The organism is Rhizobium sp. 01N424 (assembly GCF_056399485.1).
On the sequence record NZ_JBFTRK010000008.1, the window covers coordinates 224,182 to 246,219 of the forward strand.

Sequence of the window (22,038 nt, forward strand, 5' to 3'; positions counted from 1 at the left end):
TCCTGGAATTTGCGTTAGCGCCTGCGCTACGCCGCCCCTGCGGGATCGCCGATCGGCAGCAATGCCGGATTGGGCGGCGTCGGGTCGTTGGGGTTCTTGTTGTCGGCCGGATCCTGAGCCGGCGTCAGCGGCGGCTTCTCCTGAACACGATCCGGTATCCCGGGTGTCGGCGTCGGGCCGCGGGGCGTTTCGGCCGGGTTTGGAATTTCGGTCGGCATGATGATCTCCCTGGATTTTCGAAAGCCGCGGACATGCCGCTTTCACTCATAAGGGAAACGCTACCGCTCCGCTTTTGTTCAAGCGGCCGTCGTGGCGACGGACTGCTGCCCTATTGTGCACTGCGCCATCGATTTATGCAGACTGTGACTTGCAATCGATTTCATTCCCGCTTCTTCCCCTCTAAAAGGGCCTCAGCATTATCGGGAATCTCTTAGCATGCCGCGGTCTCGCAATACCCAGGGCGCCATTTTCATGAGCATGGCCATGGCCGGTTTTTCGGCCAGTGACGCCCTCTCGAAATCGGTGATCGGTGACATGAATGCAGGGCAGATCATGTTCATCCGCGGCCTGTTCACCAGCGTCCTGGTCTATCTGATCGCCCGCAAGATGGGCGCCCTGCGCTCCTGGACGATCATTCTGAAGCCGATCATCATCCTGCGCGTCATCTGCGAGATGCTGGCTGCCGTCACCTACATCACGGCGCTCGGAATGATGCCGATCGCCAATGCCTCGGCGATCCTGCAATCGCTGCCGCTGGTGGTCACTTTCGGCGCCGCGCTGTTCTTCAACGAGCCGGTCGGCTGGCGCCGCTGGTCAGCGATCCTCGTCGGTCTGATCGGGGTGATGATCATCATCCGCCCCGGCCCGGAAGGTTTTACGCCGGCAGCCCTGCTCTGCGTTGCCAGCGTTTTGACGACAGCCGGACGCGATCTTGCGACACGCTCGATCGATCCGGAAATTCCGTCGCTGATGGTGACTGTCGTCACCGCCATTTCGGTCGCCTTCTTCGGCGCTCTCTTGATGCCGCCGCTTGGCGGTTGGCACCCGACGACATGGACCGCGCTGTCCCATCTGCTACTCGCTTCTGTTCTCGTGCTGATCGGCTACCAGTCGGTGATCACGGCCATGCGGACCGGCGAAGTCTCCTTTGTGGCGCCCTTCCGCTACACGAGCCTGATTTTTTCCGGCCTCCTCGGCTTCCTGTTCTTCTCCGAACTGCCGGATGCCTGGACACTGACGGGTGCGGCGATCGTCATCGCCTCCGGCCTCTATACGTTCTATCGTGAGGCCAAGCGCCGCGTTGCACCGCTGGCGCAGGAATCCGAACCGAGAAGCCCAGTCTGAGATCCACCATGGCCGATTTCCCGCCGCAGAAGACCAATATCCCGGGCGTCATCCTCGCCGGTGGACGCTCCTCGCGTATGGGCTCCGACAAGGCCTCGGCCCGGCTCGGCGGCCGCACGCTGCTCGACCACGCGATATCGCGGCTCTCGCAGCAGGTCTCGTCGATCGCCGTCAACGCCGGCAGCGAACGGCAATGTGGCCTCGCCTTCATTCCGGATATCATCCCCGGCAAGGCAGGACCGATGGCAGGCATCCACGCTGCCATGGCCTATGCGGCGAAGCTCGAAGGCGTCAGCCACGTCGTTACCATCTCGATCGACAGCCCCTTCTTCCCGGCCGAACTGGTAGCAGATTTCATCGGTGCGCTCGATCACCCGGAAAGGGTCGCGATCGCCGCATCGGAAGGCCGCAGCCACCCGGTCTTCGGCCTGTGGCCCGTCGCGCTCGCGGCAGACCTGGAATCCTGGATCGTCACCGACGAAAAGCGCCGTGTCCGCGACTTCCTGTTACGGCACGACGTTGCGGAAGTTCAATTTCCGCTCCGCCCGACTCGTGCCGCTATGCTCGATCCCTTTTTCAACATCAACACCCCTGACGATCTCATCGAGGCCGAGCGCTGGCTGCAGGCGCTGCCGTCATGAGCTGCCCGCGGGTCTTCGGCATCGCCGGCTGGAAGAACTCCGGCAAAACCGGACTTGCCGTGCGCCTCGTCCAGGAGTTCACCCGCCGCGGCTATCGCATCTCCACGATCAAGCACGCCCATCATGACTTCGACATCGACAAGGTTGGCGCCGACAGCTACCGCCACCGGCAGGCCGGCGCCCATGAGGTGACGATCGTCTCGGGTACGCGCTATGCCATCATGCACGAGCTGCGCGGCGAACCAGAGCCCGCCTTTGAAGAGATACTGGCTCGCCTCGCCCCTTGCGACCTGGTGCTGATCGAAGGCTACAAGCACGAAAAGATCCCGAAGATCGAGGCCCGCCGCCTGCAGGCCGCCAAGCGCGAGCCGCTGGCGCCCACTGATCCTTATATCTGCGCCATCGCCGCCGACCATCCCGTCACGGATACGGCCCTGCCGCGCTTCGACCTCGACGACACGCTGGCGATCGCCGATTTCATCGCCGCAACCCTCGGCCTTCCAGCCTTTCAGCCATAGAAAAAGCCGCCGGTCGCCCGGCGGCTCTTATTTCGATATCGGCCCCGCCTCAGTTGTTGGAGGCGACCGGACGCACCAGCGGCGTGACGCGGCGGATGGTGACGCGGCGGTTTTCCTGGTTCGGACCGGCCGTGTTGACCTTCAGGTAGCGCTCGCCATAACCCTGCGTCGCCATGTTTTCAGGCGGGATGCCATAGACATCTGACAGCACGTTGGCGACCGATTCCGCGCGCTGGTCCGAGAGAACCAGATTGCTCTGATCGGAGCCGACGGCATCCGTGTGACCTTCGATCAGGAAGGTCTCGCTCGGATCCTTCTGCAGCACCTCGTTTAGCGCATCCGCGACCTTGCGCAGGCTGCGCGCCTGGCTCATCGGGATTTCGGCACTGCCGGTGGCGAAGGTGATGGTATCGAGGTCGATACGGCGCACCTTGTCGCGGATACGAGCCGAATACTTCACTTCGTTCAGCGAATAGACTCGCTCGACCGGCTCGACCGGTGGCTCGCGCAGGAAGTCGTAATAATCGCGATCCGGATCGCTGCTGGTGTCGATGATGTAGTCGCGAACCGGGATCCGCAGACGCATCGGCGGCAGATCTGCACCCGGATCCTCGAAGTAATCCTGATCCGGATTGTCGTAGAGCTCCGGCGAGTAGTAGAGGACATACTCACGGCCGCGGCTATCGACACGCGAACGCTGGATGATGTCGCCATAGCGGTTGCGGATCGTCACGATGCGATAGCCGTCCGGGCGGTCGATCGTTTCGCGATAGCGGTCACGCGGCAGCTGCTCATACATCGGCCGTTCGCCATCGCGGATGAAGCGGCGGTCGTCGTCGCTGCGCACCACGATATTGTTGTTGATCTGCAGCAGAACGCGGTTGTCGTCGCCGACACGTCCTTCGACCTGCGCGCCGTCAGGACGCTGGAACTGCGGACGGCGGTCGAGCCGGCGGCCTTCCTCGGCGGTAACGGCTTCGATCTTGACCGGCGGACGGGCTTCGCCGCCAGCTGCGCGCTGTGCATCAGCATCAGACTTCGGCACGAAGACCGGCTGCTGCTCGTCCGCACGCTGCTTGTCGCGCTGGCGGCGGCCGTCACGGCCGCCCGAACGGTCGGCATCCTTGTCGCTATCGAGAACGGCCGCACCATTCTCGACCGGCAGAACCACCGTCTCAGTGCTCTTGCTTGGATCGGCAGCGATCTGCTTGCGGCGCTCAAGCTCCTGCGGCGTCACCTTTTCAGGTGCCGGGATTGCCTGCTCGGCCACCGGCTGCTGACCGTTCACGGCGGGCTGTTCCGCAGTATTGGCACCGGGCTGCTGACCGGGAGCCGGCTGCTGCTCACCCTGCTGCGGCTGGCCTTCGACTGCAGGCTTCTGCGCCTGGCCGGGTTCTGCCGGAACCGGCGGCTTTGCCGGTACCGGCGATTCGGCCGGTACGGGTGCCTGATCGGGGGCTGGCGATTCCGTCGGCACAGGCGTCTTGCCTTCGGCAGGCTGCTCGGCCTGCTGAGCATTCTTCTTGCCGGGCTTTGCGGCAGGCTCTTGATGCTGCTCGCCTTCGGTCGCCTGCTGCTTCTTGTCGCCCTTGCGCGGACGCTGCTGATCGGGCTGTGCCTCTTCGGTTACTGCAGGCTTCGCTTCACCGGCCTGCGGCTTGGCCTCTTCTGTCTGCGGCTTGGCTTCTTCGGCCTTTGGCTTTGCCTTTTCTACTTCCGGCTTCGCCTGCTCTACCTGAGGCTGGGCTTCATTCTGGACCGGAGCGGCCTCCTGCTGTGCAGGCTGCTGATCGCGCTTGCGGCGCGGCTTCTCGGCTGGCTGTTCGGTAGGTTCTGCCTGCGGAGCTGCCTGCTCCTGCTGTTGAGCTTCGGGAGCCGCCTCGCGCTTCTTGCGGCGTGGCTGTTCCTGGTTTTCAGCGGGCTGTGCCGGCTCGGCCTGAGGGGCAACCTGCTCCGCCTCGGGGGCTGCTTCCCGCTTCTTGCGGCGCGGCTGCTGCTCTTCCGATGGCTGCGCCTGTTCTGCCTGCGGGGCTGCTTCCTCGGCCTGCGGCGCGGCCTCGCGCTGCTTGCGGCTCGGCGCCTCCTGCTGCTGCTCGGCCTGCGGAGCAGCCTCCTGCTGTTGCTGCTGTTCGGCCTCCGGCTGCTTGTGGCGCTTCTTCAGCAATTCATCTTCCGAAGGCGCATCCTGGGCAACCTCATACGAGCCGCTGATCGCCTGGGGCGACTGCGCCGCGCCGGTGCCGCCGAGCGCTGACGCATGCACCGGCGTGACGGCCAGTGTCAGCGAAAGCAGCGGAAAGGCAGCGCTGGCGAACAATCTCGATTTCATTCCCATAGGGTTTCCTCGTTCCTTATTGGCTTTTCAGAGTGCTTGTTGCGCGCACTCCGCATGTTGAGTCGGGACCGAAATTTCCGAGGCCCGGATTTGTTCCATGCGTTTTTTAGGAACACCTCCATTAACCCGCTATGAACACCTCGGTCCGCCTCCGTTCATCTTCGCCATAGTTTGCGACGCAACAAAGGCGCGCGGATTCCAGTTGCAATTTGCGCCAAAAAGGTTTGATTATCGCGTCAAGGCGGTGCTCATGCCCGCCGCATTCTGGCCGCTGGCGGATAAAAAGAAGACGCAGCGGTCGCCAACAGAGAGGATCTCTATGCGTATCTCCAATCTCCTCGCCGCAGCGTCGCTTGCAGCGTTGTCCCTCTTCGCCGGCTCGGCAATGGCCGATGGCGAGAAGCTCGTGATCGGTACCGATTCCACCTACCCGCCTTTCGAATTCGTCGACGCCAGCGGCGAGATCAAGGGCTTCGACATCGACATCGCCAAGGCTCTCTGCGCTGAAATGAAGGCTGAATGCTCCTTCGTCAGCAACGACTGGGACGGCATCATCCCGGCTCTCCAGGCCAAGAAGTTCGACATGATCGTTTCGTCCATGTCGATCACGCCGGAGCGCTCGAAGCTCGTCGACTTCACCAACAAGTACTACAACACCCCGCCGGCAATCGCCGTGCCGAAGGATTCGACGATCACCGACGTCGCCGGCCTGAAGGGCAAGACGATCGGCGCCCAGACCTCGACCACCCACGCCAACTATGCTGAAAAGCACCTGGCCGACACCGAGCTGAAGCTCTACCCGACCGCCGACGAGTACAAGCTCGACGTTTCGAACGGCCGTATCGACGCCGTTATCGACGACGTCGTCGTTCTCTCGCAGTGGGTCAAGTCTGACGCCGGCGCTTGCTGCAAGATCCTGACCACGCTTCCCGTCGACAAGGAAATCAACGGCATCGGCGCCGGTATCGCAGTCCGCCAGGGTGACCCGCTGAAGGACAAGCTGAACACCGCGATCGCCGCGATCCGCGCCAACGGCAAGTACAAGGAAATTCAGGACAAGTACTTCGATTTCAACGTTTACGGCGATTGAGAAAAACTGTAACTGACCTGTAAAGATGATGGCGGAAGGCTTGCTCTTCCGCCATTTTTGTCTGACAACATGCTAAAGATCAAAACGGCATAAGCCGTGAGGGGAAAAGTGGATGGGCGGATTGTTTTCCGCGCTGGGCTCGCTCTGGGCCTGGATAGGGTATGTTTTCGATCCGCTATGCGGACCTGCCGGTCTTTTCACCTGGTTCGGCCAGTCGACGATCCTCGCCTGCGGCGATACCGGCTGGGGCGATGAAATCGCCGTCGGCCTGAAGACCACGGTCGCCGTCGCGCTATTGACGCTACCCGTCGGTCTGGTGATCGGCTTTCTGGTGGCACTCGGCCAGCAGTCGGAAGAGAAGTCCGTGCGGCTCGCCGCCGGCATCTACACCACGATCTTCCGCGGCCTGCCCGAGCTGCTGACGCTGTTCATCATCTATTACGGCATGCAGATCCTGATCCAGTCGGTGCTCGCCTCTTTCGGCTATGACGAGCGGATCGAGATCAACGCCTTTGTCGCCGGCATGATCGCCCTTTCCGTCGTCTTCTCGGCCTATTGCTCCGAAGTGCTTCTCTCGGCATTTCGCGCTATTCCGAAGGGTCAGTACGAAGCAGGCGATGCGCTCGGCTTCCACCGCGGCCGAACCCTGCGGCTGATCGTTCTGCCGCAGCTGATCCGCATTGCGCTTCCCGGCATGACCAATCTCTGGATGATCCTGCTGAAGGATACGTCCTACGTCTCGATCATCGGGCTCGCCGACATCCTGCGCCAGACCGCCGTTGCCGTACGTGTCACCAAGGAAGCCTTCTTCTTCTATCTCCTCGCCTGCATCATCTATCTGGTGCTTGCAGTCATCTCCTCCTACGGCCTCAGCTATATCGAACGCTGGGCCAAGCGCTCGGAGGTTCGCCGGTGAGCGTCGCAGAAACCCTCATTCCGCCGCAGCCGGCGCCGAAAGACATCGCCAAGCCGCTTTCGGCGGCGCGCGTCACCGGCACGGTTCTCGTCCTCATCTGGCTGGCGCTCGCGGCAACGCTGATCTACATGGTCGTCGCCGGCTGGGATCCGGACAAGTTCACCCGCTACGGACCGCGCTACCTGCACGGCCTGATGACGACGATCATCTTGGTGGCGATCTCAGTCGTTTGCGGCGCTGTCCTGTCACTGCCGCTGGCCTTCGCCAGAATGTCGAAGAACCGGATCCTCAGCACCTTTGCCTATTGCTACGTCTACGTCTTTCGGGGCACGCCGCTGCTGGCGCAGCTCTTCCTCATCTATTACGGCCTCGGCGGCTTCCGTCCGCAGCTCGAGTCCGTCGGCCTCTGGTGGTTCTTCCGCGATGCCTGGTATTGCGGCCTGTTCTCGATGACCATCAACACCGCCGCCTATCAGGCCGAGATCTTGCGCGGCGCCCTCGAAAGCGTGCCGAAGGGCCAGCATGAGGCGGCGGATTCACTCGGCGTGTCCAAGGCAGTATCCTTCCGCAAGATCATCCTGCCACAGGCGCTGATCGTCGCACTCCGCCCCTACGGCAACGAAATCATCCTGCTGATCAAGGGCTCAGCGGTCGTCGCTATCATCACCGTCCTGGACCTGATGGGCGAGACCCGCTACGCCTTCTCGCGCACCTTCGACTACCAGACCTATCTCTGGGCTGCGATCTTCTATCTGACGATGGTGGAAGCGTTGCGCCATTTCTGGAACTGGATCGAGCGCCGCCTGACCAGGCATCTGATCCGCTGACAGCTTTGGCAGCACTCGCGATGCGATGCTGCCAAACTATTGAAATCAAACAAAAATGAATGGTTCTTTTACCCGCTTGGTGTCAATCTTCGGTTAACCACGCCGTGTTTCCATTTTAACTGCCGCTCATCAGCGGGAGTGGGAACGAAAGCGAGACTGACATGACCAAGGACATGGAAAAGCAGCTCCAGGGTTACGGCCTGACGACGGCCCAGATCCTCTATCGCATGCCGGATCACCCGGCGATCCTGCAGACCTATCTCTGGCAGGAATACGACCTCGCCCCGGATTTTCCGGAGATGCGCGGCTTCCTGAAGTTCTGGCAGGAAAAGCTCGACGGCCCGCTGCACTCCGTCCGCTACATCCACCGCAAGCTGATCTCGGCGACCGAATGGCGCGCGCTACGCGGCGAATTCATCATTCACTGAGCGGCCCGCCGCGTTCCATCACCGTCACGCTTGCCATTGCCAAAGCCGCCTCGCCGCCTTAGAGGCATCCATAAAGCGAAAAGGTGGACCGGCAATGGCAAAGAAGATCGACGAAGACGCACTGGCAGAAGCCTATAACCGCGCGCTCGCCCTCGAAAAGGCAGGTGATGTCGATGCGGCCGTCAAGGCTTACGAAGACGTGCTTGCAATCGATCCCGACGACCACGGCGGTGCTGCCGTCCGCATCGCCTCGATGGGCCGCGGCGAAACGCCGGCAAAGGCGCCGGACGCCTATGTCGAGACCCTGTTCGACCAGCATGCCGAAGTCTTCGAAGACGTGCTCGTCGAGCAGCTCGGCTATCATGTGCCGATGATGGTGCGCCAGCGCCTGCAGGAGCTGAAGCTCGGTCCCTTCAAGCGCCTGCTCGACCTGGGCTGCGGCACCGGACTGACCGGCGGCACGCTGCGCGATCTCTGCGAAGACATGACCGGCATCGATCTCTCCGAAAACATGGTCGAGATCGCCCATGAAAAGGATCTCTATGAGACGCTGTTCGTCGCCGAGGCCGAGGATTTCCTCGAAGACAACGACGAAGACGCCTTCGACCTGATCACCGCCACCGACGTTCTGCCCTATCTCGGCGCCCTCGAACCGCTGTTCTTCGGCGCCGCCGAAAACCTGGCGCCGCGCGGCCTCTTCATCTTCTCGTCCGAAAGCCTGCCCGCCGCCGACACCCGCCCCTACGCCGTCGGCCCGCACCAGCGCTTCCTCCACGCCGATACTTATATCCGCGACCGCCTGACGGCGACCGGCTTCGAGCTGGTCGAAATGACCGAGATCAACGTGCGCATGCAGGAAGGTGAACCGAGCCCGGGGCATCTGGTGATTGCGCGGCTCGCTGGGTGATCGCCGAATACAATCTATGAGATCATATCGTTGGTAGACAACGTCTGACAACGGCCAGAAGCTCTCGACGGGAAATCGGGGGCTTTCTTGATGAGCATTTCGGACCAGCATCATGTTTGGGGCCTTATCGTGGCCCTCTTTGCGGATGTCCGGCTTTCGGCCATGGCGCTCGCGCTTTTCGTACCGATACTCCTGCTCTACAGCAGGAACGAAATCCGCGTCCGACGGCTGAGAACCATATCGGACTTCATCGGCACCTATCCCGCCACCAAAGTTCATCACGACGATGGCAGCGATGGCGGCAACCCATCGCTGGAATTCGTCGCATCGAAATACATCGCCGATCTCATCACACCCAAAGCGTCCTCCCACACCAGGAAATGGGACGCCGACAAAATGGTGGAGGAGATCGAGACGGCGATCCGCTCCTCCAGAACGATCGGCAATCTCGGCGATCTCAGGCTTTTCCTGTCGTCGCTTGGTCTTGTCGTCATTTGCTATTTCGGCTTCACCGCGCTCTACGACGTACTGGCCAAAGGCCTGCCGGTCTGGTGTGGACCGACACGCGCGGGCGGAGTTGGTTGCAGCGGCGACGTGGAATCGCTCAAGATTATCGGTGCTCTCGCCTTCGCCGGCGCCTTCGTTGCCGCCGCCCGCCAATTCGTTCGCAGCCTCGCCGTTTTCGATCTCTCGGCCTACACTTTCATCTGGCAGACGGTCGAAATGTTTGCATCGGTCATCTTCGTCCTCATTCTTTTCAGGACATTCCCTGATCCCGTCGGAGACGTGGCCGAGCTTTTGACCGGGCCGAAGACTCAGCCGTCAGGGAGCGGAGTTCCACTGACTTGGGTCGCCTTGGCACCCCTGCTCGGCCTCCTGCCTCAAAGTGCGACCAAATTTTTGGCCTTGCGCATGCAGTCCATCATCTCCTGGGTGAAGATGGATGACGACCGCTTCAACAGCGTGACGCGTCTAACGCCTCTCGATGTCATTGACGGCATAGACTACTTCACGCGCTTCCGGCTGGAAGAATGCGGAATCTACGATGTCCAGAACCTCGCGACCTATAACCCGATCCTGCTGCATATCGAATCGCCGTTCAAAATATTCCAGGCGGTCGATTGGATCAGTCAGGCACAGCTATGCCAGACAGTCGGCCTGGACCGCTTCCTGCTCCTGCGACAGATGAATGTCCGCACCATTTTCGATCTGGAACGTGCGTTGAGCTACAAGCGTAAGGATACCAAGAAAAACGATCCCGACGAGTTCGATAGAATTTTCGCCGGTTTGCTGTTTGCCGCGACAGATGAAATGCGAACGATTGCGAAGATCAGCGGCATGAAACCATTCATGCTGAAATCGGCGCCTTCAATTGAGCAGCCTGCTGACCAAGCGACGACCAGTGCGCAGGCCACAGCTTCTGTCGCTTCAACGCCCCCAACTCCAACGGACACGACCACATCACCGTCACCGTCACCGTCACCGTCACCACCGGAAACGTCACCGGCCGATAAGGTCAAGACGAAAGCATCAAAAGGCTACATCGTCGAGCAGACTAATATCGAGAACTATTGCCGCTGGGTCTGCGAAGTTATCGCAAACCACCCGGAAACGACAACTCGATGTGTCGAACACATGATGAGCTGGATTGCGGACGACCTGCATGTAAGGCGGCTACGGCGCATCTGGCTGGAGATGTCCAAAGATCTGGGTCCGGCATCGAGAACGCTGGATTCCGAGGAGGATACACCATCAAAGAAAGAGGAAGCGAGTGAGACGAAGCAATAGTTACCCAATCAGCAAACTATCCCTTGCCACAACCACCCGATCCTGATACTTAGCCAATCAGCAAAGTTTTATCCCAGCTGAAAGGCCGCCTCATGTCGCTCGTGCTTTACGGACATCCGCTCGCCTCCTTCTGCCACAAGGTCCTGATCGCGCTTTACGAGAACAGCACGCCCTTCGAAGATCGGCTCGTCGATCTCTCGGACGAAAGTTCGCGGGCGGATCTCTTCCGCTACTGGCCGGTCGGCAAGATGCCGATCCTCAGGGATGAGGCGCGTGACAGCACCATTCCCGAAACCAGCATCATTATCGAATATCTCGACCGGCACTATCCCGGCGAAGCGCATCTGATCCCGGTTGATCCGGACCGCGCCCTGCAGGTCCGCCTGTGGGATCGCTTCTTCGATCTCTATGTCCAGACGCCGATGCAGAAGATCGTCGCAGACACGATGCGCGCCGCCGATGCGAACGATCCTCAGGGCGTTGCCGACGCCCGCGGCACGCTTGAGATGGCCTATGACATGATCGAGCGGCAGCTTGCAGGCAATCTCTGGATATCAGGCGATGCCTTCACCATGGCCGATTGCGCTGCCGCCCCTGCGCTCTTCTACAGCGAGACACTGGTGTCCTTCGGTGCGGAACGGCCGAAACTTGCCGGCTACTACCGCCGGCTCGTCGAGCGCCCCTCTTTTTCCCGGGTATTGAAAGAGGCGCTGCCCTATTTCAAATTCTATCCCTACAAGCACCAGCTGCCCGAGACGATCCGCAAGGCTATGCCTGCCGAATGATCATGGAAGCCGCCACACTCGACCGGATGTTCCACGCGCTCTCGGATCGCAGCCGCCGCGGCATGATCGATCGCCTCGGCCGCGGCCCGGCATCGGTGACGGAACTTGCCGAACCCCTGACGATGGCATTGCCGACCGTCTTAAAACATCTGAACGTGCTGGAAGACAGCGGCCTTGTTCAATCTGAAAAGACCGGCCGCGTCCGCACCTACCATCTGCGGCAGGAACGGCTGGCAGAACTCGAGCGCTGGATCGGCGAGCGCAAGGCCGGGTGGAACGCTGCTTTCGACCGCCTGGACCAGTTTCTTGCCGAAGAGGAACCGACACCGTGACCCAGCCATCCGCAACGCATACGACCTTCACGATCGAGCGTCAGCTGAAGGCGAAGCCCGAGCGCGCCTTTCGCGCCTGGGCCAATCCTGCATCGAAGCAGACCTGGTTTGCCTGCCATGACGGCTGGGCGACGATCGAATACCGGCTGGATTTTCGCGCCGGCGGCAGCGAGCGCAACCACACCAGTGATGGCGAAGGATTGCTGCATGCCTATGACGCTCACTATCTCGATGTCGTCGAGAATGCCCGCATCGTCTATGCCTACGAGATGAAGCTCGGCGAGACCCGCATCTCCGCCTCCCTTGCCACCATCACTTTCGAGCCGTCAGCGGCGGGCACCCGCATGCTGTTTACCGAGCAGGTAGTGTTCCTCGACGGCTATCCCGATGATGGCCTGCGCCGCCAGGGCACGGAAATCGGCCTCGACAATTTCGAGGCCTTCCTGGATCGCGAGGCCAGCGGCACCCATTGACGCTTTCAGCGGCCGGTGCCCAGAATGGCGCCGAGCAGCTTGCCTTCGAGTTCGGCGAGCTCCGGATTGCCATGACGGCGCGGATGCGGATGGGGAACCGCAACATCAAGCGCGATCCGTCCCTCTTCCAGCACGATGACGCGGTCAGCCAGATGCACAGCTTCGCTGACGTCATGGGTCACCAGCACGGTGGTAAAGCCGAGTTCGCGCCAGACGCGGTTGATCAGTTCCTGCATGCTGATGCGGGTCAGCGCATCGAGCGCGCCGAGCGGCTCGTCCAGCGCCAGAACGCCGGGCTTGCTCACCAGCGCGCGCGCCAATGCCACGCGCTGACGCTGCCCGCCGGATAGCCGCGAAGGCCATTCCTTCGCCTTCTCCGCCAGCTGAACTTCGGACAGCACGGCCGCCGATTCTGCAAGCGCCCGCCGCTTGTCGACGCCGTCGCCAAGGCCGACCGCTACATTCTCGACAACGCTCAGCCATGGCAGCAGCCGCGGCTCCTGGAAGACGATGCGAGCGTTCGGCTGGCTTTCCTCGCCATTGCTGCTTTCGAAGCGAATGCTGCCCGCCGTCGGCTGGTCGAGGCCCAGCAGCACGCGCAGCAGCGTGCTCTTGCCGCAGCCGCTCTTGCCGATGACGGCGATGAACTGGCCGGCCGGGATATGCAGGTTGATGCCGCGAAGGACGCGGTTGCCGTCAAAGCTCTTCTCGAGCCCCGTCAGGGTGATCGCGGCAGCAGTCCCCGGCGCAATCCGGGCGGCGTCGATGTCTGCCTCGTATTCGGCCTCGACAGGTTCGCGGAAGCGTTCATGGCTGATCACGGTCATCGTCTCGCTCCTACTTCTGATAGATCGGGTTCCAGGTGAGCGTGCGCCGCTCCAGAGCCCGCGCCACGACATCGGCGAGCTTGCCGAGCACAGCGTAGATGACAAGCGCCAGCACCACGACATCCGTCATCATGAATTCGCGGGCATTGTTGGCCATATGGCCGATACCTGAGGAGGCGGCGATCGATTCCGAAACGATCAGCGTCAGCCACATGATGCCCAGCGCATAGCGCAGGCCGACGAAGATCGAAGGCAGCGCGCCCGGAAAAATGACCTTCCGGAACAGCGTCCAGTTGCCCATCCCATAGACCCTGCCCATCTCGATCAGGTCGCGATCGACATTGCGAACGCCATGATAGGTGTTGAGATAGACGGGGAAGAGCACGCCGAGCGCCGTCAGGAATAGCTTCGACTCTTCGCCGATGCCGAACCACAGGATGACAAGCGGGATCATCGCCAGATGCGGGATGGTACGCAGCATCTGCAGCGTCGTGTCGGTCAGCTGCTCGGAGAGTTTCGACACGCCATTGGCGATGCCAAGCAGGAAGCCGATCGAGCCACCAACCAGCAGGCCGGCAAAGGCGCGCCCGGCGCTGACCAGCACGTCATGCGGCAGCTGGCCCGAGGTCGTGGTCGACCAGAAGGCGACGGCGACATCGGCGGGAGACGGCATGATGCGCGAGGAGATGACCCCTGCCGACGAAGCGATCTGCCAGCAGATGACGATTGTCACCGGCAGGAGATATGGCAACAGCGCGGAACCGTCCGGCAGCCGCGGTAGCGCCCTGCCCTTGCTGCTTGCCTGCCCTGTGGCAACGCGTGCGAGCGGCGTTTCGAATACCGACATGCTCTTCTCCTCGCTTATCTGTCTTAGGAGCCCGACACGACCTTCAGGTTGCCGCCATGGCTGCCGCCGCCGAACACCTGCTTCGAGCCAAAATCATTGCGGAGACCGTGACGCTGCTCGCTCTGGCCAAGGCCGAGTTCGGGGAACAGCAGCTCGGCGACACGGTAAGCTTCTTCGAGATGCGGATAACCGGAGCCGATCACCGTCTCGATGCCGAGCTCCTGATATTCGCGAAGCCGCGCAGCAACCGTCTTCGGCGAGCCGACGAGCGCCGTTCCGGCACCGGCGCGCACCAAGCCGACACCGGCCCAGAGGTTCGGAGAAACCTCCAGATTGTCACGGCGGCCGTTATGAAGTGCTGCCATGCGAGCCTGGCCGACGGAGTCGGATTCTTTGGCGAAGCTCGCCTGCGCTTCCTCGATCGTCGCATCATCGAGCTTGGAGATCAGCCGGTCGGCAGCGGCCCATGCCTCCTCATCCGTCTCGCGGACGATGAAATGCAGGCGGATGCCGAAGCTGACTTCGCGGCCCACTTTCGCGGCAGCCGCACGCACGCGCTCGATCTTCTCGCCGACTTGTGCCGGCGGTTCGCCCCAAGTCAGATATTTGTCGACGCGGCCGACCGCAAAATCGATCCCGGCATCGGAGGAGCCGCCGAAATAGAGCGGCGGACGCGGGTTCTGGTAGGACGGGAAACCGAGGCGCGCATTGGTCGCCTTGATATGCTTGCCGTCGATGCTTGCGACGCCCTTTTCGAGAAGCTCTTCCCAAACATCAAAGAACTCGTTGGCATGGTCGTAGCGCTCGTCATGCGGCAGGAAGATGCCGTCACCCGCCAATTCGGCGGGGCTGCCGCCGACGACGATGTTGAGTAGAACGCGGCCGTTCGATACGCGGTCGAGCGTCGTCGCCAGACGTGCGTAATAGGCGGGAGATGCCGTGCCGGGACGGATCGCCACCAGGAACTTCAGCTTCTCGGTATGCTGCGAAAGAGCCGCCGCCGTGACGAAAGATTCCTCGCAGGCAACGCCGGTCGGCAGCAACACGCCGGAAAAACCGAGACGGTCGGCCGCCTGGGCGATCTGCGTCATGTAGCCGATTTCAGGCGCGCGCGTCTGGTCGGACGAACCGAGATAGGCGCCGTCACCTGAGGTCGGGATGAACCAGAGAAAATCGATTGGTTTGGAAGTCATGAAATCTACCTTTCTTCAAAAACGGATCAGCTCGCCTTCGGGCGCCAGACGATGTCGCCCGTCGTCAATTTCTTCGGCACGATGCCCAGATCGTAGAACTCGTCGGCCAATGCCTGCTGATAGGCGGCTGCGCCATCGGTAATCGTCGTCACCGCGCCGAGATCGGCGCCGGGACGGCTGAGCGTCACCCGGGTCACCTCGGCAGGCACTCCGGTGATCTCGGAAAGCTCCTTGGCCGTCTCGTCGAGCTTGCCCTGCGCCGACTTGCCGACCTTGGCGAGTTCGTCGATCACATCGACGATCACCTGGCCGTTGTTGTCGGTGAAATCCTGGTTGGCCAGGAAGAAGCTGTAGGAATCGACGAGGCCTTCAGCCGTCGTAAGGATTCGCGTATCCGGATCGGCTTCGGCAATAGCCAGATAGGGATCCCAGATCGACCAGGCATCGATGCTGCCGGTCTTGAAGGCGGCTGCGGCGTCCGGCGGCGACAGATCCAGCGCCTGCACGTTTTCGACCTTGAGGCCACCCTTGCGCAGCGCCTTGACGGCAACGTTATGGGCGCTCGATCCGCGCTTGAAGGCCAGCTTCTTGCCCTTCAGATCCTCAAGCGTCCGGATCGGTGAATCCTTGTGCACCAGGATCGCGGAACCGGCCGGGCTGCCGCGATAGGTGCCGACGTAATAGAGATGGCCACCGGCTGCCTGGGCAAACAGCGGCGGAACGTCACCGGTGGCGCCGAAATCCAGGGCACCGGCGCCAAGCGCCTCCAGCAACGGCGGTCCAGACGTGAATTCCGACCAGCTGACAGTGATCCCCTTGTCGGCAAGCCGCGCTTCCAGCGCCCCGCGGCGCTTGGCCAGCGCCAGCACGCCATTCTTCTGCCAGCCGATGCGAAACTCCGTTGCTGCGGCGGCACGCGCCGGCTTGATGGACGGAAGCACGGCTACAGCGGCGGCCGCACCAAGGAGACCGAAGGTCTGACGGCGTGAGATCATGGCTTTCCCCTTTTCGGCGGCAGTGCGGACGGCGTGCCTGCGCGTTGTGAAGGCTGATAATGAGAAACTCTATAAATTAGATCGACATTTATATTTGTGAGTTTTGTCCCAACAGAAACTTTCCTCACCTCAAACCGGCGATCCCGCAGAATTTTATTCCCCGGCAGCCGGCAGCGGGCCGTACCGCGCTTGCCCGTGATGACTTTTCAGCAACGGCGGTTTCCGCTAAGCATGCCCCCACATCACGAAAAGGATCTGGCATATGGCAAAAGTCGCTTTCATCGGTCTCGGCGTCATGGGTTTCCCGATGGCGGGTCATCTGAAAACGAAAGGCGGCCACGACGTCACGGTCTATAACCGCACTGCCGCCAAGGCCGCCGATTGGGTCGCCAAGTTCGGTGGCGCCTCCGCACAAACCCCGGCCGAAGCTGTCGCCGGTGCCGATTTCGTCTTCACCTGCGTCGGCAACGACGACGATCTCCGCTCGGTGACCACGGGCAAGGGCGGCGTTTTCGAAGGCATGAAGAAGGGTGCGATCCTGATCGACAACACGACGGCCAGCGCCGAAGTCGCCCGCGAACTCGATGAAGCCGCCAAGGCCAAAGGTTGCGACTTCATCGACGCACCGGTTTCCGGCGGCCAGGCCGGTGCCGAAAACGGCGTGCTCACCGTCATGTGCGGCGGCGACGAAGCCGTTTTCGAAAAGGCCAAGCCCGTTATCGCCGCCTATGCGCGCATGGTCGGCCTGATGGGACCAGCCGGTTCCGGCCAGCTGACGAAGATGATCAACCAGATCTGCATCGCCGGCGTCGTTCAGGGTCTCGCCGAAGGCATCCATTTCGGCAAGCGCGCCGGCCTCGACATCGAGAAGGTTGTCGATGTCATCTCCAAGGGGGCTGCGGGCTCCTGGCAGATGGAAAACCGCCACAAAACGATGAACCAGGGCAAATACGATTTCGGCTTCGCCATCGACTGGATGCGCAAGGATCTCGACATCGTGCTGACCGAAGCCCGCCGCAACGGCGCCAAGCTGCCCGTCACCGCGCTGGTCGACCAGTTCTACGGCGACGTTCAGGCGATGGGCGGCAATCGCTGGGATACGTCCTCGCTGCTCGCCCGCCTGGAAAAATGATCGGGCCTCCGTCCAGCGCAGCGGATTTGATCACGCTGCGCAGGACCTACCACTCGCAGGCGCTAAAAACTGGCTCGCCGCCCTGCGGATGGTTCCGGCAAGACGGCGAGATGGATCGGCAATGATGCAGTGCGCGAACTGGCGAGCGATGCTGTTCATCGCCCGCCTGAAATAACTCAGTCCTCGTTGGACTTGGCGCTGTCGAGCAGCATGTAGTCGAGCGGCAGCTGTGTCGAATACTTGATCTGTTCCATCGCGAAGGCCGATGACACGTCGCGGATCTCGATCTTGGCGATCATCCGCTTGTAGAAGGCGTCGTAGGCGGCAATGTCAGGCACCACGACACGCAGCAGATAATCGACATCGCCGCTCATCCGGTAGAACTCGACCACTTCGGGGAATTCCACAACGACCTCGGAGAAACGCTTCAGCCATTCGATTGAATGCGTCGCCGTGCGGATCGAGACGAAAACCGTGACCTTGGTGTTGACCTTCTCGGGGTCGAGGATGGCAACGCGGCGCTTGATGACGCCATCTTCTTCCATCTTCTGGATACGGCGCCAGCAAGGCGTTGTCGAAAGGCCGACCTTCTTCGCGAGATCAGCGACCGCCAGGGTCGAATCTTCTTGCAGCAGGCGCAGTATCTTACGGTCGAGACGGTCCATATGCGAAAGCCCTTTCGAATTATATTCTCTGTATATCGCGATTCCGGCGCAGGAAAAGAATTTTGTTTCAGTTTATAAGCAGTTTAATTCTACTGCGAAGAACTGGAAGCAACTCTTCCTCGAACCATGGATTGCGCTTCAGCCAGCCACTGTTGCGCCAGCTCGGATGCGGCAGCGGCAAGACCGCGGGTGACCGGTTCGAAAACAGCGTGTCGCGCCACGCCTTGACCGTATCAGTCATGTTGGCCTGCCGCGCCGTGCCCATATGCCAGGCCTGCGCATACTGGCCGACAGTCAGGATCAGCTCGATCTGCGGCATCAAATCCATCGCTTGATTTCGCCATTGAGGCGCACATTCCCGGCGCGGCGGCAGATCGCTTCCTTTCTCGTCATATCCCGGAAAACAGAAGCCCATCGGCACGATCGCAAAACGGCTTTTATCGTAAAAGGTCTCGCGGCCGACCTGCAGCCAGTCGCGCAGCCGATCGCCGGAGGCATCGTTGAACGGAATGCCGCTTTCATGGACGCGAAGGCCCGGCGCCTGTCCCGCGATCAGCACACGCGCGGTTTGCGACAGGATGACAACAGGACGCGGCTCATGCGGCAAAGGTTTCGACGGATCAAGCGGCGCATCCCGGCAGATGCGGCAGGCGGCAATCTCGCCATGCAACGTCTCGATCGTCATTCCCATCCGACCGCCTGCCCGATCATCCTGACGATGCCGCCGGAATGCAGTCTCTCGTCATCGCGAAAGTCCCGCGGCCGCTCGAATGTCCCTGCCCAGAGACCCGAACGCCTGGCGCGTGCCTCGTCCTCCTGCCGCCGGTAATCGCCATAGGAGACGGCCATGCCGGTTCGAACCATCTCGCCATTGATGTCGAGAGTGCCGCTCCGGCAGATCACCAGCAGCCGTTGATACTGGTCGCGCTCGGTCCCGCCGCATTGCGTGTCAGCGCCGACGACCAGCCGCTGTAGCGCATCCCGGGCCTCCCGGCCACATGACCACGGCCTGCCGTTCCGCTCACAGCTCTGCACGAGCTCCGGCGCATCGATGCCTTTCAGCCGCATGCGTTCGCCGCCGATCGCCAGACTATCGCCGTCCGCCGCATGAAACGCGCCGCTATGCACCGTTTCCGGCTGATCGTTGAGCTTGGCCGCGATCAGCCAGATCAGCGCCAGCATGGCAAAGGCAGTCACGCCGTCGCGTATCGTCCTGAAGCCGCGCGTCACGCTTCCGCCTCCTTCAAAAACAAACCGTTGAGAGAAATGGCAAACACCTTCTTAAGATTTGCCGGTTACGGTGGAAACACCCGCGGATCAAGTATTCAAGTGCAAATGAGTAACGGCGTCAGCACATCGACCGATAAGATTATCGTCGACAAGTCCCGCAGTCACCGCAACAAGCCCGTTTCCAAGGCTGTTCGGCAGACACGCGAGCGCTTGCAGTCCGGCCATTCCTCGACCGCAGCTTTCGACCGCGACGTCCTGCGCATGTATATGACGGCCTTCACGCAGGGTGCCGCCCTGATGCCGCTCTTCGTCATCATCATCGCCGCTCTCGGCATCTATTTTACCGGTGACACGCAGATCTTCTTCTGGGCGGTCGCAACGCTGGTCGCCTATGCCGCCAACGTCTATCTCGTCCGCCGCGCCCGCAAACAGGAAATGACGGCAGAATCCGCCCGCAAATGGCGCCGCGCGCTTCTCGCCGGCCAGTTGCCGATCGGACTTGCCTGGGCCTTTTTCGCCTTCCAGAGCTGCCCTGCCTGCGAGCCCTCGAGCTTCATTCTCTACAAGGGTGCGACGCTGCTGATCGCCTTGTCAGTCACGGCAATGTCGAATTTCATGCTGGCGCCATCGGTGCTCGTCACGTTTACGCCTGCGATCATAGCGCTCGCCGCCAAGGCCGGGATTTCCCGCGACGTCCTCGAACTCAGCCTGACGGCACTCTTCACCACCACCGTTATCTTCTTCAGCTATATCAGCGACCGTCTGTTTAAGCAGAACCTGCGCATCCTCTCCTTCCAGTCGGAAAAAGACGACCTGATCGCCGAGCTCGAAGTTGCCAAGTCGATGTCGGACGAAGCGCGCCGCCGCGCCGAAGAGGCAAACCTTGCCAAGTCCCGCTTCCTCGCCTCGATGTCGCATGAGCTGCGCACGCCGCTCAACGCCATCCTCGGCTTTTCCGAAGTCATGTCGTCGGAAGTGATGGGCCCGCTCAACAACCCGACCTACAAGGAATATACCGGCGACATCCACCGCTCCGGCCAGCATCTGCTGAACCTGATCAACGAGATCCTCGACCTCTCCCGCATCGAAGCCGGAAAATACGAGCTCAGCGAAGAGGCGATCTCGCTGCTCGATATTTCCGAGGATTGCATCGGCATGGTGCAGCTGCGCGCCAGCGGCAAGAACATCACCATCAGCCAGCAATTCGAGCCGGAACTTCCCTCCGTCTGGGCCGACGAGAAATCGATGCGCCAGGTGGTTCTCAACCTTCTTTCCAACGCCGTGAAATTCACGCCCCAGGGTGGCGAGATCCACGTCAAGGTCGGCTGGACGGCCGGTGGCGGCCAATATATCTCGATCAAGGACAACGGCCCCGGCATTCCCGAAGAGGAAATCCCGATCGTGCTTTCTGCCTTCGGTCAGGGCTCGATCGCCATCAAGAGCGCAGAACAGGGCACCGGCCTCGGCCTGCCGATCGTCCAGGCGATCCTCGCCAAGCACGACGGCCAGTTCGTGCTGAAATCGAAACTCCGCGAAGGCACCGAAGTCATCGCCATCCTGCCCGGCAAGCGCGTCCTGCAGAGCCTTCCTGCTGTCGAGGAAGCGCATGCCGTGTCCCGTAAGCGCAAGAGCTTCGCCTAACGTCAGCCTGCGAGAAGCGCAAGGAACGCCGGGTCATCACGGAAGTCTCCCAGGTCGTTGTCGATACTATCCAGCCGCGTCAGGTTTCTCAGATTCTCCTTGTAGGACGGGTCGAGCAGGATCGCCTGCTTTGCCGCACTCAGCACCGCCTTCTTCGTCTTCGCCAACTCTTCCGGAGCAGCCTCGCCGACGCGCAGTGCGCGATGCCTCTGCCCGTAGGCCGCAGCCATCAGGAACCAGAACTGGGCGATCTTCGAGGCCGGTGTGCTCGCAAGCTTGGTGCCGATCGCGATCGCCTGCTCATAGCCGCCGGGCTGGTAGAGCAGGTCGAAAATGATCTCGATCCCCTGATTGACGGACAGACGGTCACTGCTCGTCAGGTATGACAGAAAGGCGTCTCGATCCTCGACAGGCACGCTATCGACGATCTGCTTTGTCGTCTGCTCGCCGAGCTTCTGCTCACCCGGATCCTTATCCAGCAGGATCTCCACCTGTTGGAACAGCGGCGACAGATAGATCCTCGTGTAGAGGTAGAAGAATATGAAGCCGGCGATAAGCCCGAAGACAAGCAGGAAAGGCGACGAGACGGTGACCGCATTCAGCAGCGGCGCATTGGCTCCGGCAAAGAGGCCACCGGCCTGCTTGTCGATAAAATCGGCAAATGAATTCAGATGCGAGGGCAGACTCGCCACCTGCGTCAGCCCGACGCCGACCAGCATCGTTGTCAGCCATTCCGAAATTCGCTCCAGGTTGGTATTGGACGCCAGCAACCTCTCGCGCCGCGGCGATTTCCCGCCGTCCGCGCCGGCCTTCACATCCGCAGTTGGAACGGCAGGCGCCTCTTTCGTCATGATACGCGGCACGGAAAACAGGAACCCCATGACGCCGCCGACGGCGGCGGAGGCAGCAACGATAAGCCCGCCGATGCCGATCGCCGACGAGACGCCGCCCTGTTGAGACAGCCATAAGAAGAGAAAGGTCAGGCCAAGCGCGGCCAGCCCCATATAGCCAAGGTCTCTGGCCTTCTGGCCGCCTTCAACCTGGTGAACCGAATTCGCCTGAAGATGTGCCAATGGTCGCCCCCGTATGCACCTGTCGCGCAGAACGAAAACAACCTAAACGTA

The 22,038-nt window shown here is 61.4% G+C and carries 24 protein-coding genes; 14 read left to right on the forward strand and 10 right to left on the reverse strand.

Going from position 1 to position 22,038, the window contains the following annotated elements:
- Positions 1-26: 26 nt before the first annotated feature.
- Complete coding sequence (locus AC1DNK_RS20530; RefSeq protein ID WP_112387188.1) at positions 27-218, reverse strand: hypothetical protein; 192 nt, start codon at positions 216-218, stop codon at positions 27-29.
- A 217-nt stretch (positions 219-435) separates the two neighbouring features.
- On the opposite strand from AC1DNK_RS20530, the gene AC1DNK_RS20535 reads away from it, so the two are divergent.
- From AC1DNK_RS20535 to mobB, 3 genes are read left to right on the forward strand one after another with little or no spacing between them, the layout of a single operon-like run.
- A complete protein-coding gene (locus AC1DNK_RS20535) occupies positions 436-1,344 on the forward strand; it encodes a DMT family transporter (RefSeq protein ID WP_112539287.1) in 909 nt (302 codons plus the stop codon).
- A gap of 8 nt (positions 1,345-1,352) precedes the next feature.
- Entirely contained in the window at positions 1,353-1,985 is a 633-nt protein-coding gene (gene mobA, locus AC1DNK_RS20540) for a molybdenum cofactor guanylyltransferase MobA (RefSeq protein ID WP_477943095.1), read from the forward strand.
- Positions 1,982-2,503 carry a molybdopterin-guanine dinucleotide biosynthesis protein B gene (gene mobB / locus AC1DNK_RS20545; protein ID WP_477943096.1) on the forward strand — a complete coding sequence of 174 codons (522 nt, stop codon included), beginning with the start codon at positions 1,982-1,984 and terminating at the stop codon, positions 2,501-2,503. The genes mobA and mobB overlap by 4 nt, the downstream gene beginning before the upstream one ends.
- Before the next feature lie 49 nt (positions 2,504-2,552).
- On the opposite strand, the gene AC1DNK_RS20550 is transcribed toward mobB, so the two are convergent.
- Positions 2,553-4,838, reverse strand: coding sequence for an OmpA family protein (locus tag AC1DNK_RS20550; RefSeq protein ID WP_477943097.1), 2,286 nt, complete (start codon positions 4,836-4,838; stop codon positions 2,553-2,555).
- Positions 4,839-5,157: 319 nt separating this feature from the next.
- Here AC1DNK_RS20550 and AC1DNK_RS20555 point away from each other — a divergent pair, with 319 nt between their 5' ends.
- The 9 genes from AC1DNK_RS20555 to AC1DNK_RS20595 all read left to right on the forward strand — a co-directional run bounded on the left by AC1DNK_RS20555 (position 5,158) and on the right by AC1DNK_RS20595 (position 12,384).
- Positions 5,158-5,928, forward strand: a complete 771-nt coding sequence (locus tag AC1DNK_RS20555) for an ABC transporter substrate-binding protein (RefSeq protein WP_112387471.1) — start codon at positions 5,158-5,160, stop codon at positions 5,926-5,928.
- Between the two features lie 112 nt (positions 5,929-6,040).
- Positions 6,041-6,844: an ABC transporter permease gene (locus AC1DNK_RS20560; RefSeq protein WP_477943098.1), complete on the forward strand. Its 804-nt coding sequence runs from the start codon at positions 6,041-6,043 to the stop codon at positions 6,842-6,844.
- Positions 6,841-7,671 (forward strand): ABC transporter permease, encoded by an 831-nt coding sequence (locus tag AC1DNK_RS20565; protein ID WP_477943099.1) that lies wholly within the window; start codon positions 6,841-6,843, stop codon positions 7,669-7,671. The genes AC1DNK_RS20560 and AC1DNK_RS20565 overlap by 4 nt, the downstream gene beginning before the upstream one ends.
- Positions 7,672-7,832: 161 nt before the next feature.
- Positions 7,833-8,099: an usg protein gene (locus AC1DNK_RS20570; RefSeq protein ID WP_112387181.1), complete on the forward strand. Its 267-nt coding sequence runs from the start codon at positions 7,833-7,835 to the stop codon at positions 8,097-8,099.
- A gap of 94 nt (positions 8,100-8,193) precedes the next feature.
- Positions 8,194-9,006 carry a methyltransferase domain-containing protein gene (locus AC1DNK_RS20575; protein ID WP_112516052.1) on the forward strand — a complete coding sequence of 271 codons (813 nt, stop codon included), beginning with the start codon at positions 8,194-8,196 and terminating at the stop codon, positions 9,004-9,006.
- A gap of 162 nt (positions 9,007-9,168) precedes the next feature.
- On the forward strand, positions 9,169-10,794 hold the full coding sequence (locus tag AC1DNK_RS20580; RefSeq protein WP_477943100.1) for a hypothetical protein: 1,626 nt from the start codon (positions 9,169-9,171) through the stop codon (positions 10,792-10,794).
- A 92-nt stretch (positions 10,795-10,886) separates the two neighbouring features.
- Positions 10,887-11,579, forward strand: coding sequence for a glutathione S-transferase family protein (locus AC1DNK_RS20585; RefSeq protein ID WP_477943101.1), 693 nt, complete (start codon positions 10,887-10,889; stop codon positions 11,577-11,579).
- A complete protein-coding gene (locus tag AC1DNK_RS20590) occupies positions 11,576-11,911 on the forward strand; it encodes a metalloregulator ArsR/SmtB family transcription factor (RefSeq protein ID WP_112516050.1) in 336 nt (111 codons plus the stop codon). The genes AC1DNK_RS20585 and AC1DNK_RS20590 overlap by 4 nt, the downstream gene beginning before the upstream one ends.
- Positions 11,908-12,384, forward strand: a complete 477-nt coding sequence (locus tag AC1DNK_RS20595; protein WP_112516049.1) for an SRPBCC family protein — start codon at positions 11,908-11,910, stop codon at positions 12,382-12,384. Before AC1DNK_RS20590 ends, AC1DNK_RS20595 begins: the two co-directional genes overlap by 4 nt.
- A gap of 5 nt (positions 12,385-12,389) precedes the next feature.
- Here the strand turns inward: AC1DNK_RS20595 and AC1DNK_RS20600 are convergent, their stop codons facing one another.
- The 4 genes from AC1DNK_RS20600 to AC1DNK_RS20615 are packed head-to-tail and all read right to left on the reverse strand — an operon-like array spanning position 12,390 to position 16,246.
- Positions 12,390-13,211: an ATP-binding cassette domain-containing protein gene (locus tag AC1DNK_RS20600; RefSeq protein WP_112516048.1), complete on the reverse strand. Its 822-nt coding sequence runs from the start codon at positions 13,209-13,211 to the stop codon at positions 12,390-12,392.
- A gap of 10 nt (positions 13,212-13,221) precedes the next feature.
- A complete protein-coding gene (locus AC1DNK_RS20605) occupies positions 13,222-14,058 on the reverse strand; it encodes an ABC transporter permease subunit (RefSeq protein ID WP_477943102.1) in 837 nt (278 codons plus the stop codon).
- A 23-nt stretch (positions 14,059-14,081) separates the two neighbouring features.
- Complete coding sequence (gene ssuD, locus AC1DNK_RS20610) at positions 14,082-15,251, reverse strand: FMNH2-dependent alkanesulfonate monooxygenase (protein ID WP_477943103.1); 1,170 nt, start codon at positions 15,249-15,251, stop codon at positions 14,082-14,084.
- A 26-nt stretch (positions 15,252-15,277) separates the two neighbouring features.
- Entirely contained in the window at positions 15,278-16,246 is a 969-nt protein-coding gene (locus tag AC1DNK_RS20615) for an aliphatic sulfonate ABC transporter substrate-binding protein (RefSeq protein WP_477943104.1), read from the reverse strand.
- Between the two features lie 262 nt (positions 16,247-16,508).
- On the opposite strand from AC1DNK_RS20615, the gene AC1DNK_RS20620 reads away from it, so the two are divergent.
- Positions 16,509-17,378 carry an NAD(P)-dependent oxidoreductase gene (locus AC1DNK_RS20620; RefSeq protein WP_112516045.1) on the forward strand — a complete coding sequence of 290 codons (870 nt, stop codon included), beginning with the start codon at positions 16,509-16,511 and terminating at the stop codon, positions 17,376-17,378.
- A gap of 176 nt (positions 17,379-17,554) precedes the next feature.
- On the opposite strand, the gene AC1DNK_RS20625 is transcribed toward AC1DNK_RS20620, so the two are convergent.
- The 3 genes from AC1DNK_RS20625 to AC1DNK_RS20635 all read right to left on the reverse strand — a co-directional run bounded on the left by AC1DNK_RS20625 (position 17,555) and on the right by AC1DNK_RS20635 (position 19,273).
- Positions 17,555-18,043, reverse strand: a complete 489-nt coding sequence (locus AC1DNK_RS20625; protein WP_112387170.1) for an Lrp/AsnC family transcriptional regulator — start codon at positions 18,041-18,043, stop codon at positions 17,555-17,557.
- Positions 18,044-18,110: 67 nt separating this feature from the next.
- Positions 18,111-18,734 carry a uracil-DNA glycosylase family protein gene (locus AC1DNK_RS20630; protein ID WP_477943105.1) on the reverse strand — a complete coding sequence of 208 codons (624 nt, stop codon included), beginning with the start codon at positions 18,732-18,734 and terminating at the stop codon, positions 18,111-18,113.
- On the reverse strand, positions 18,725-19,273 hold the full coding sequence (locus AC1DNK_RS20635; RefSeq protein ID WP_477943106.1) for a thermonuclease family protein: 549 nt from the start codon (positions 19,271-19,273) through the stop codon (positions 18,725-18,727). The genes AC1DNK_RS20630 and AC1DNK_RS20635 overlap by 10 nt, the downstream gene beginning before the upstream one ends.
- A gap of 105 nt (positions 19,274-19,378) precedes the next feature.
- Between AC1DNK_RS20635 and AC1DNK_RS20640 the strand changes: the two genes are divergently transcribed.
- A complete protein-coding gene (locus tag AC1DNK_RS20640; RefSeq protein ID WP_112516042.1) occupies positions 19,379-20,914 on the forward strand; it encodes a sensor histidine kinase in 1,536 nt (511 codons plus the stop codon).
- Between the two features lie 2 nt (positions 20,915-20,916).
- Here the strand turns inward: AC1DNK_RS20640 and AC1DNK_RS20645 are convergent, their stop codons facing one another.
- Positions 20,917-21,987, reverse strand: a complete 1,071-nt coding sequence (locus AC1DNK_RS20645; RefSeq protein WP_477943107.1) for a hypothetical protein — start codon at positions 21,985-21,987, stop codon at positions 20,917-20,919.
- Between the last annotated feature and the right edge of the window lie 51 nt (positions 21,988-22,038).

Bases quoted from the DNA above. Each gene is read 5' to 3' on its own strand.
- AC1DNK_RS20530 (WP_112387188.1), bottom strand. From the start codon at position 218: ATGCCGACCGAAATTCCAAACCCGGCCGAAACGCCCCGCGGCCCGACG.
- AC1DNK_RS20535 (WP_112539287.1), top strand. From the start codon at position 436: ATGCCGCGGTCTCGCAATACCCAGGGCGCCATTTTCATGAGCATGGCC.
- mobA (WP_477943095.1), top strand. From the start codon at position 1,353: ATGGCCGATTTCCCGCCGCAGAAGACCAATATCCCGGGCGTCATCCTC.
- mobB (WP_477943096.1), top strand. From the start codon at position 1,982: ATGAGCTGCCCGCGGGTCTTCGGCATCGCCGGCTGGAAGAACTCCGGC.
- AC1DNK_RS20550 (WP_477943097.1), bottom strand. From the start codon at position 4,838: ATGGGAATGAAATCGAGATTGTTCGCCAGCGCTGCCTTTCCGCTGCTT.
- AC1DNK_RS20555 (WP_112387471.1), top strand. From the start codon at position 5,158: ATGCGTATCTCCAATCTCCTCGCCGCAGCGTCGCTTGCAGCGTTGTCC.
- AC1DNK_RS20560 (WP_477943098.1), top strand. From the start codon at position 6,041: ATGGGCGGATTGTTTTCCGCGCTGGGCTCGCTCTGGGCCTGGATAGGG.
- AC1DNK_RS20570 (WP_112387181.1), top strand. From the start codon at position 7,833: ATGACCAAGGACATGGAAAAGCAGCTCCAGGGTTACGGCCTGACGACG.
- AC1DNK_RS20575 (WP_112516052.1), top strand. From the start codon at position 8,194: ATGGCAAAGAAGATCGACGAAGACGCACTGGCAGAAGCCTATAACCGC.
- AC1DNK_RS20580 (WP_477943100.1), top strand. From the start codon at position 9,169: ATGGCGCTCGCGCTTTTCGTACCGATACTCCTGCTCTACAGCAGGAAC.
- AC1DNK_RS20585 (WP_477943101.1), top strand. From the start codon at position 10,887: ATGTCGCTCGTGCTTTACGGACATCCGCTCGCCTCCTTCTGCCACAAG.
- AC1DNK_RS20590 (WP_112516050.1), top strand. From the start codon at position 11,576: ATGATCATGGAAGCCGCCACACTCGACCGGATGTTCCACGCGCTCTCG.
- AC1DNK_RS20600 (WP_112516048.1), bottom strand. From the start codon at position 13,211: ATGACCGTGATCAGCCATGAACGCTTCCGCGAACCTGTCGAGGCCGAA.
- AC1DNK_RS20605 (WP_477943102.1), bottom strand. From the start codon at position 14,058: ATGTCGGTATTCGAAACGCCGCTCGCACGCGTTGCCACAGGGCAGGCA.
- ssuD (WP_477943103.1), bottom strand. From the start codon at position 15,251: ATGACTTCCAAACCAATCGATTTTCTCTGGTTCATCCCGACCTCAGGT.
- AC1DNK_RS20615 (WP_477943104.1), bottom strand. From the start codon at position 16,246: ATGATCTCACGCCGTCAGACCTTCGGTCTCCTTGGTGCGGCCGCCGCT.
- AC1DNK_RS20620 (WP_112516045.1), top strand. From the start codon at position 16,509: ATGGCAAAAGTCGCTTTCATCGGTCTCGGCGTCATGGGTTTCCCGATG.
- AC1DNK_RS20625 (WP_112387170.1), bottom strand. From the start codon at position 18,043: ATGGACCGTCTCGACCGTAAGATACTGCGCCTGCTGCAAGAAGATTCG.
- AC1DNK_RS20630 (WP_477943105.1), bottom strand. From the start codon at position 18,734: ATGGGAATGACGATCGAGACGTTGCATGGCGAGATTGCCGCCTGCCGC.
- AC1DNK_RS20640 (WP_112516042.1), top strand. From the start codon at position 19,379: ATGAGTAACGGCGTCAGCACATCGACCGATAAGATTATCGTCGACAAG.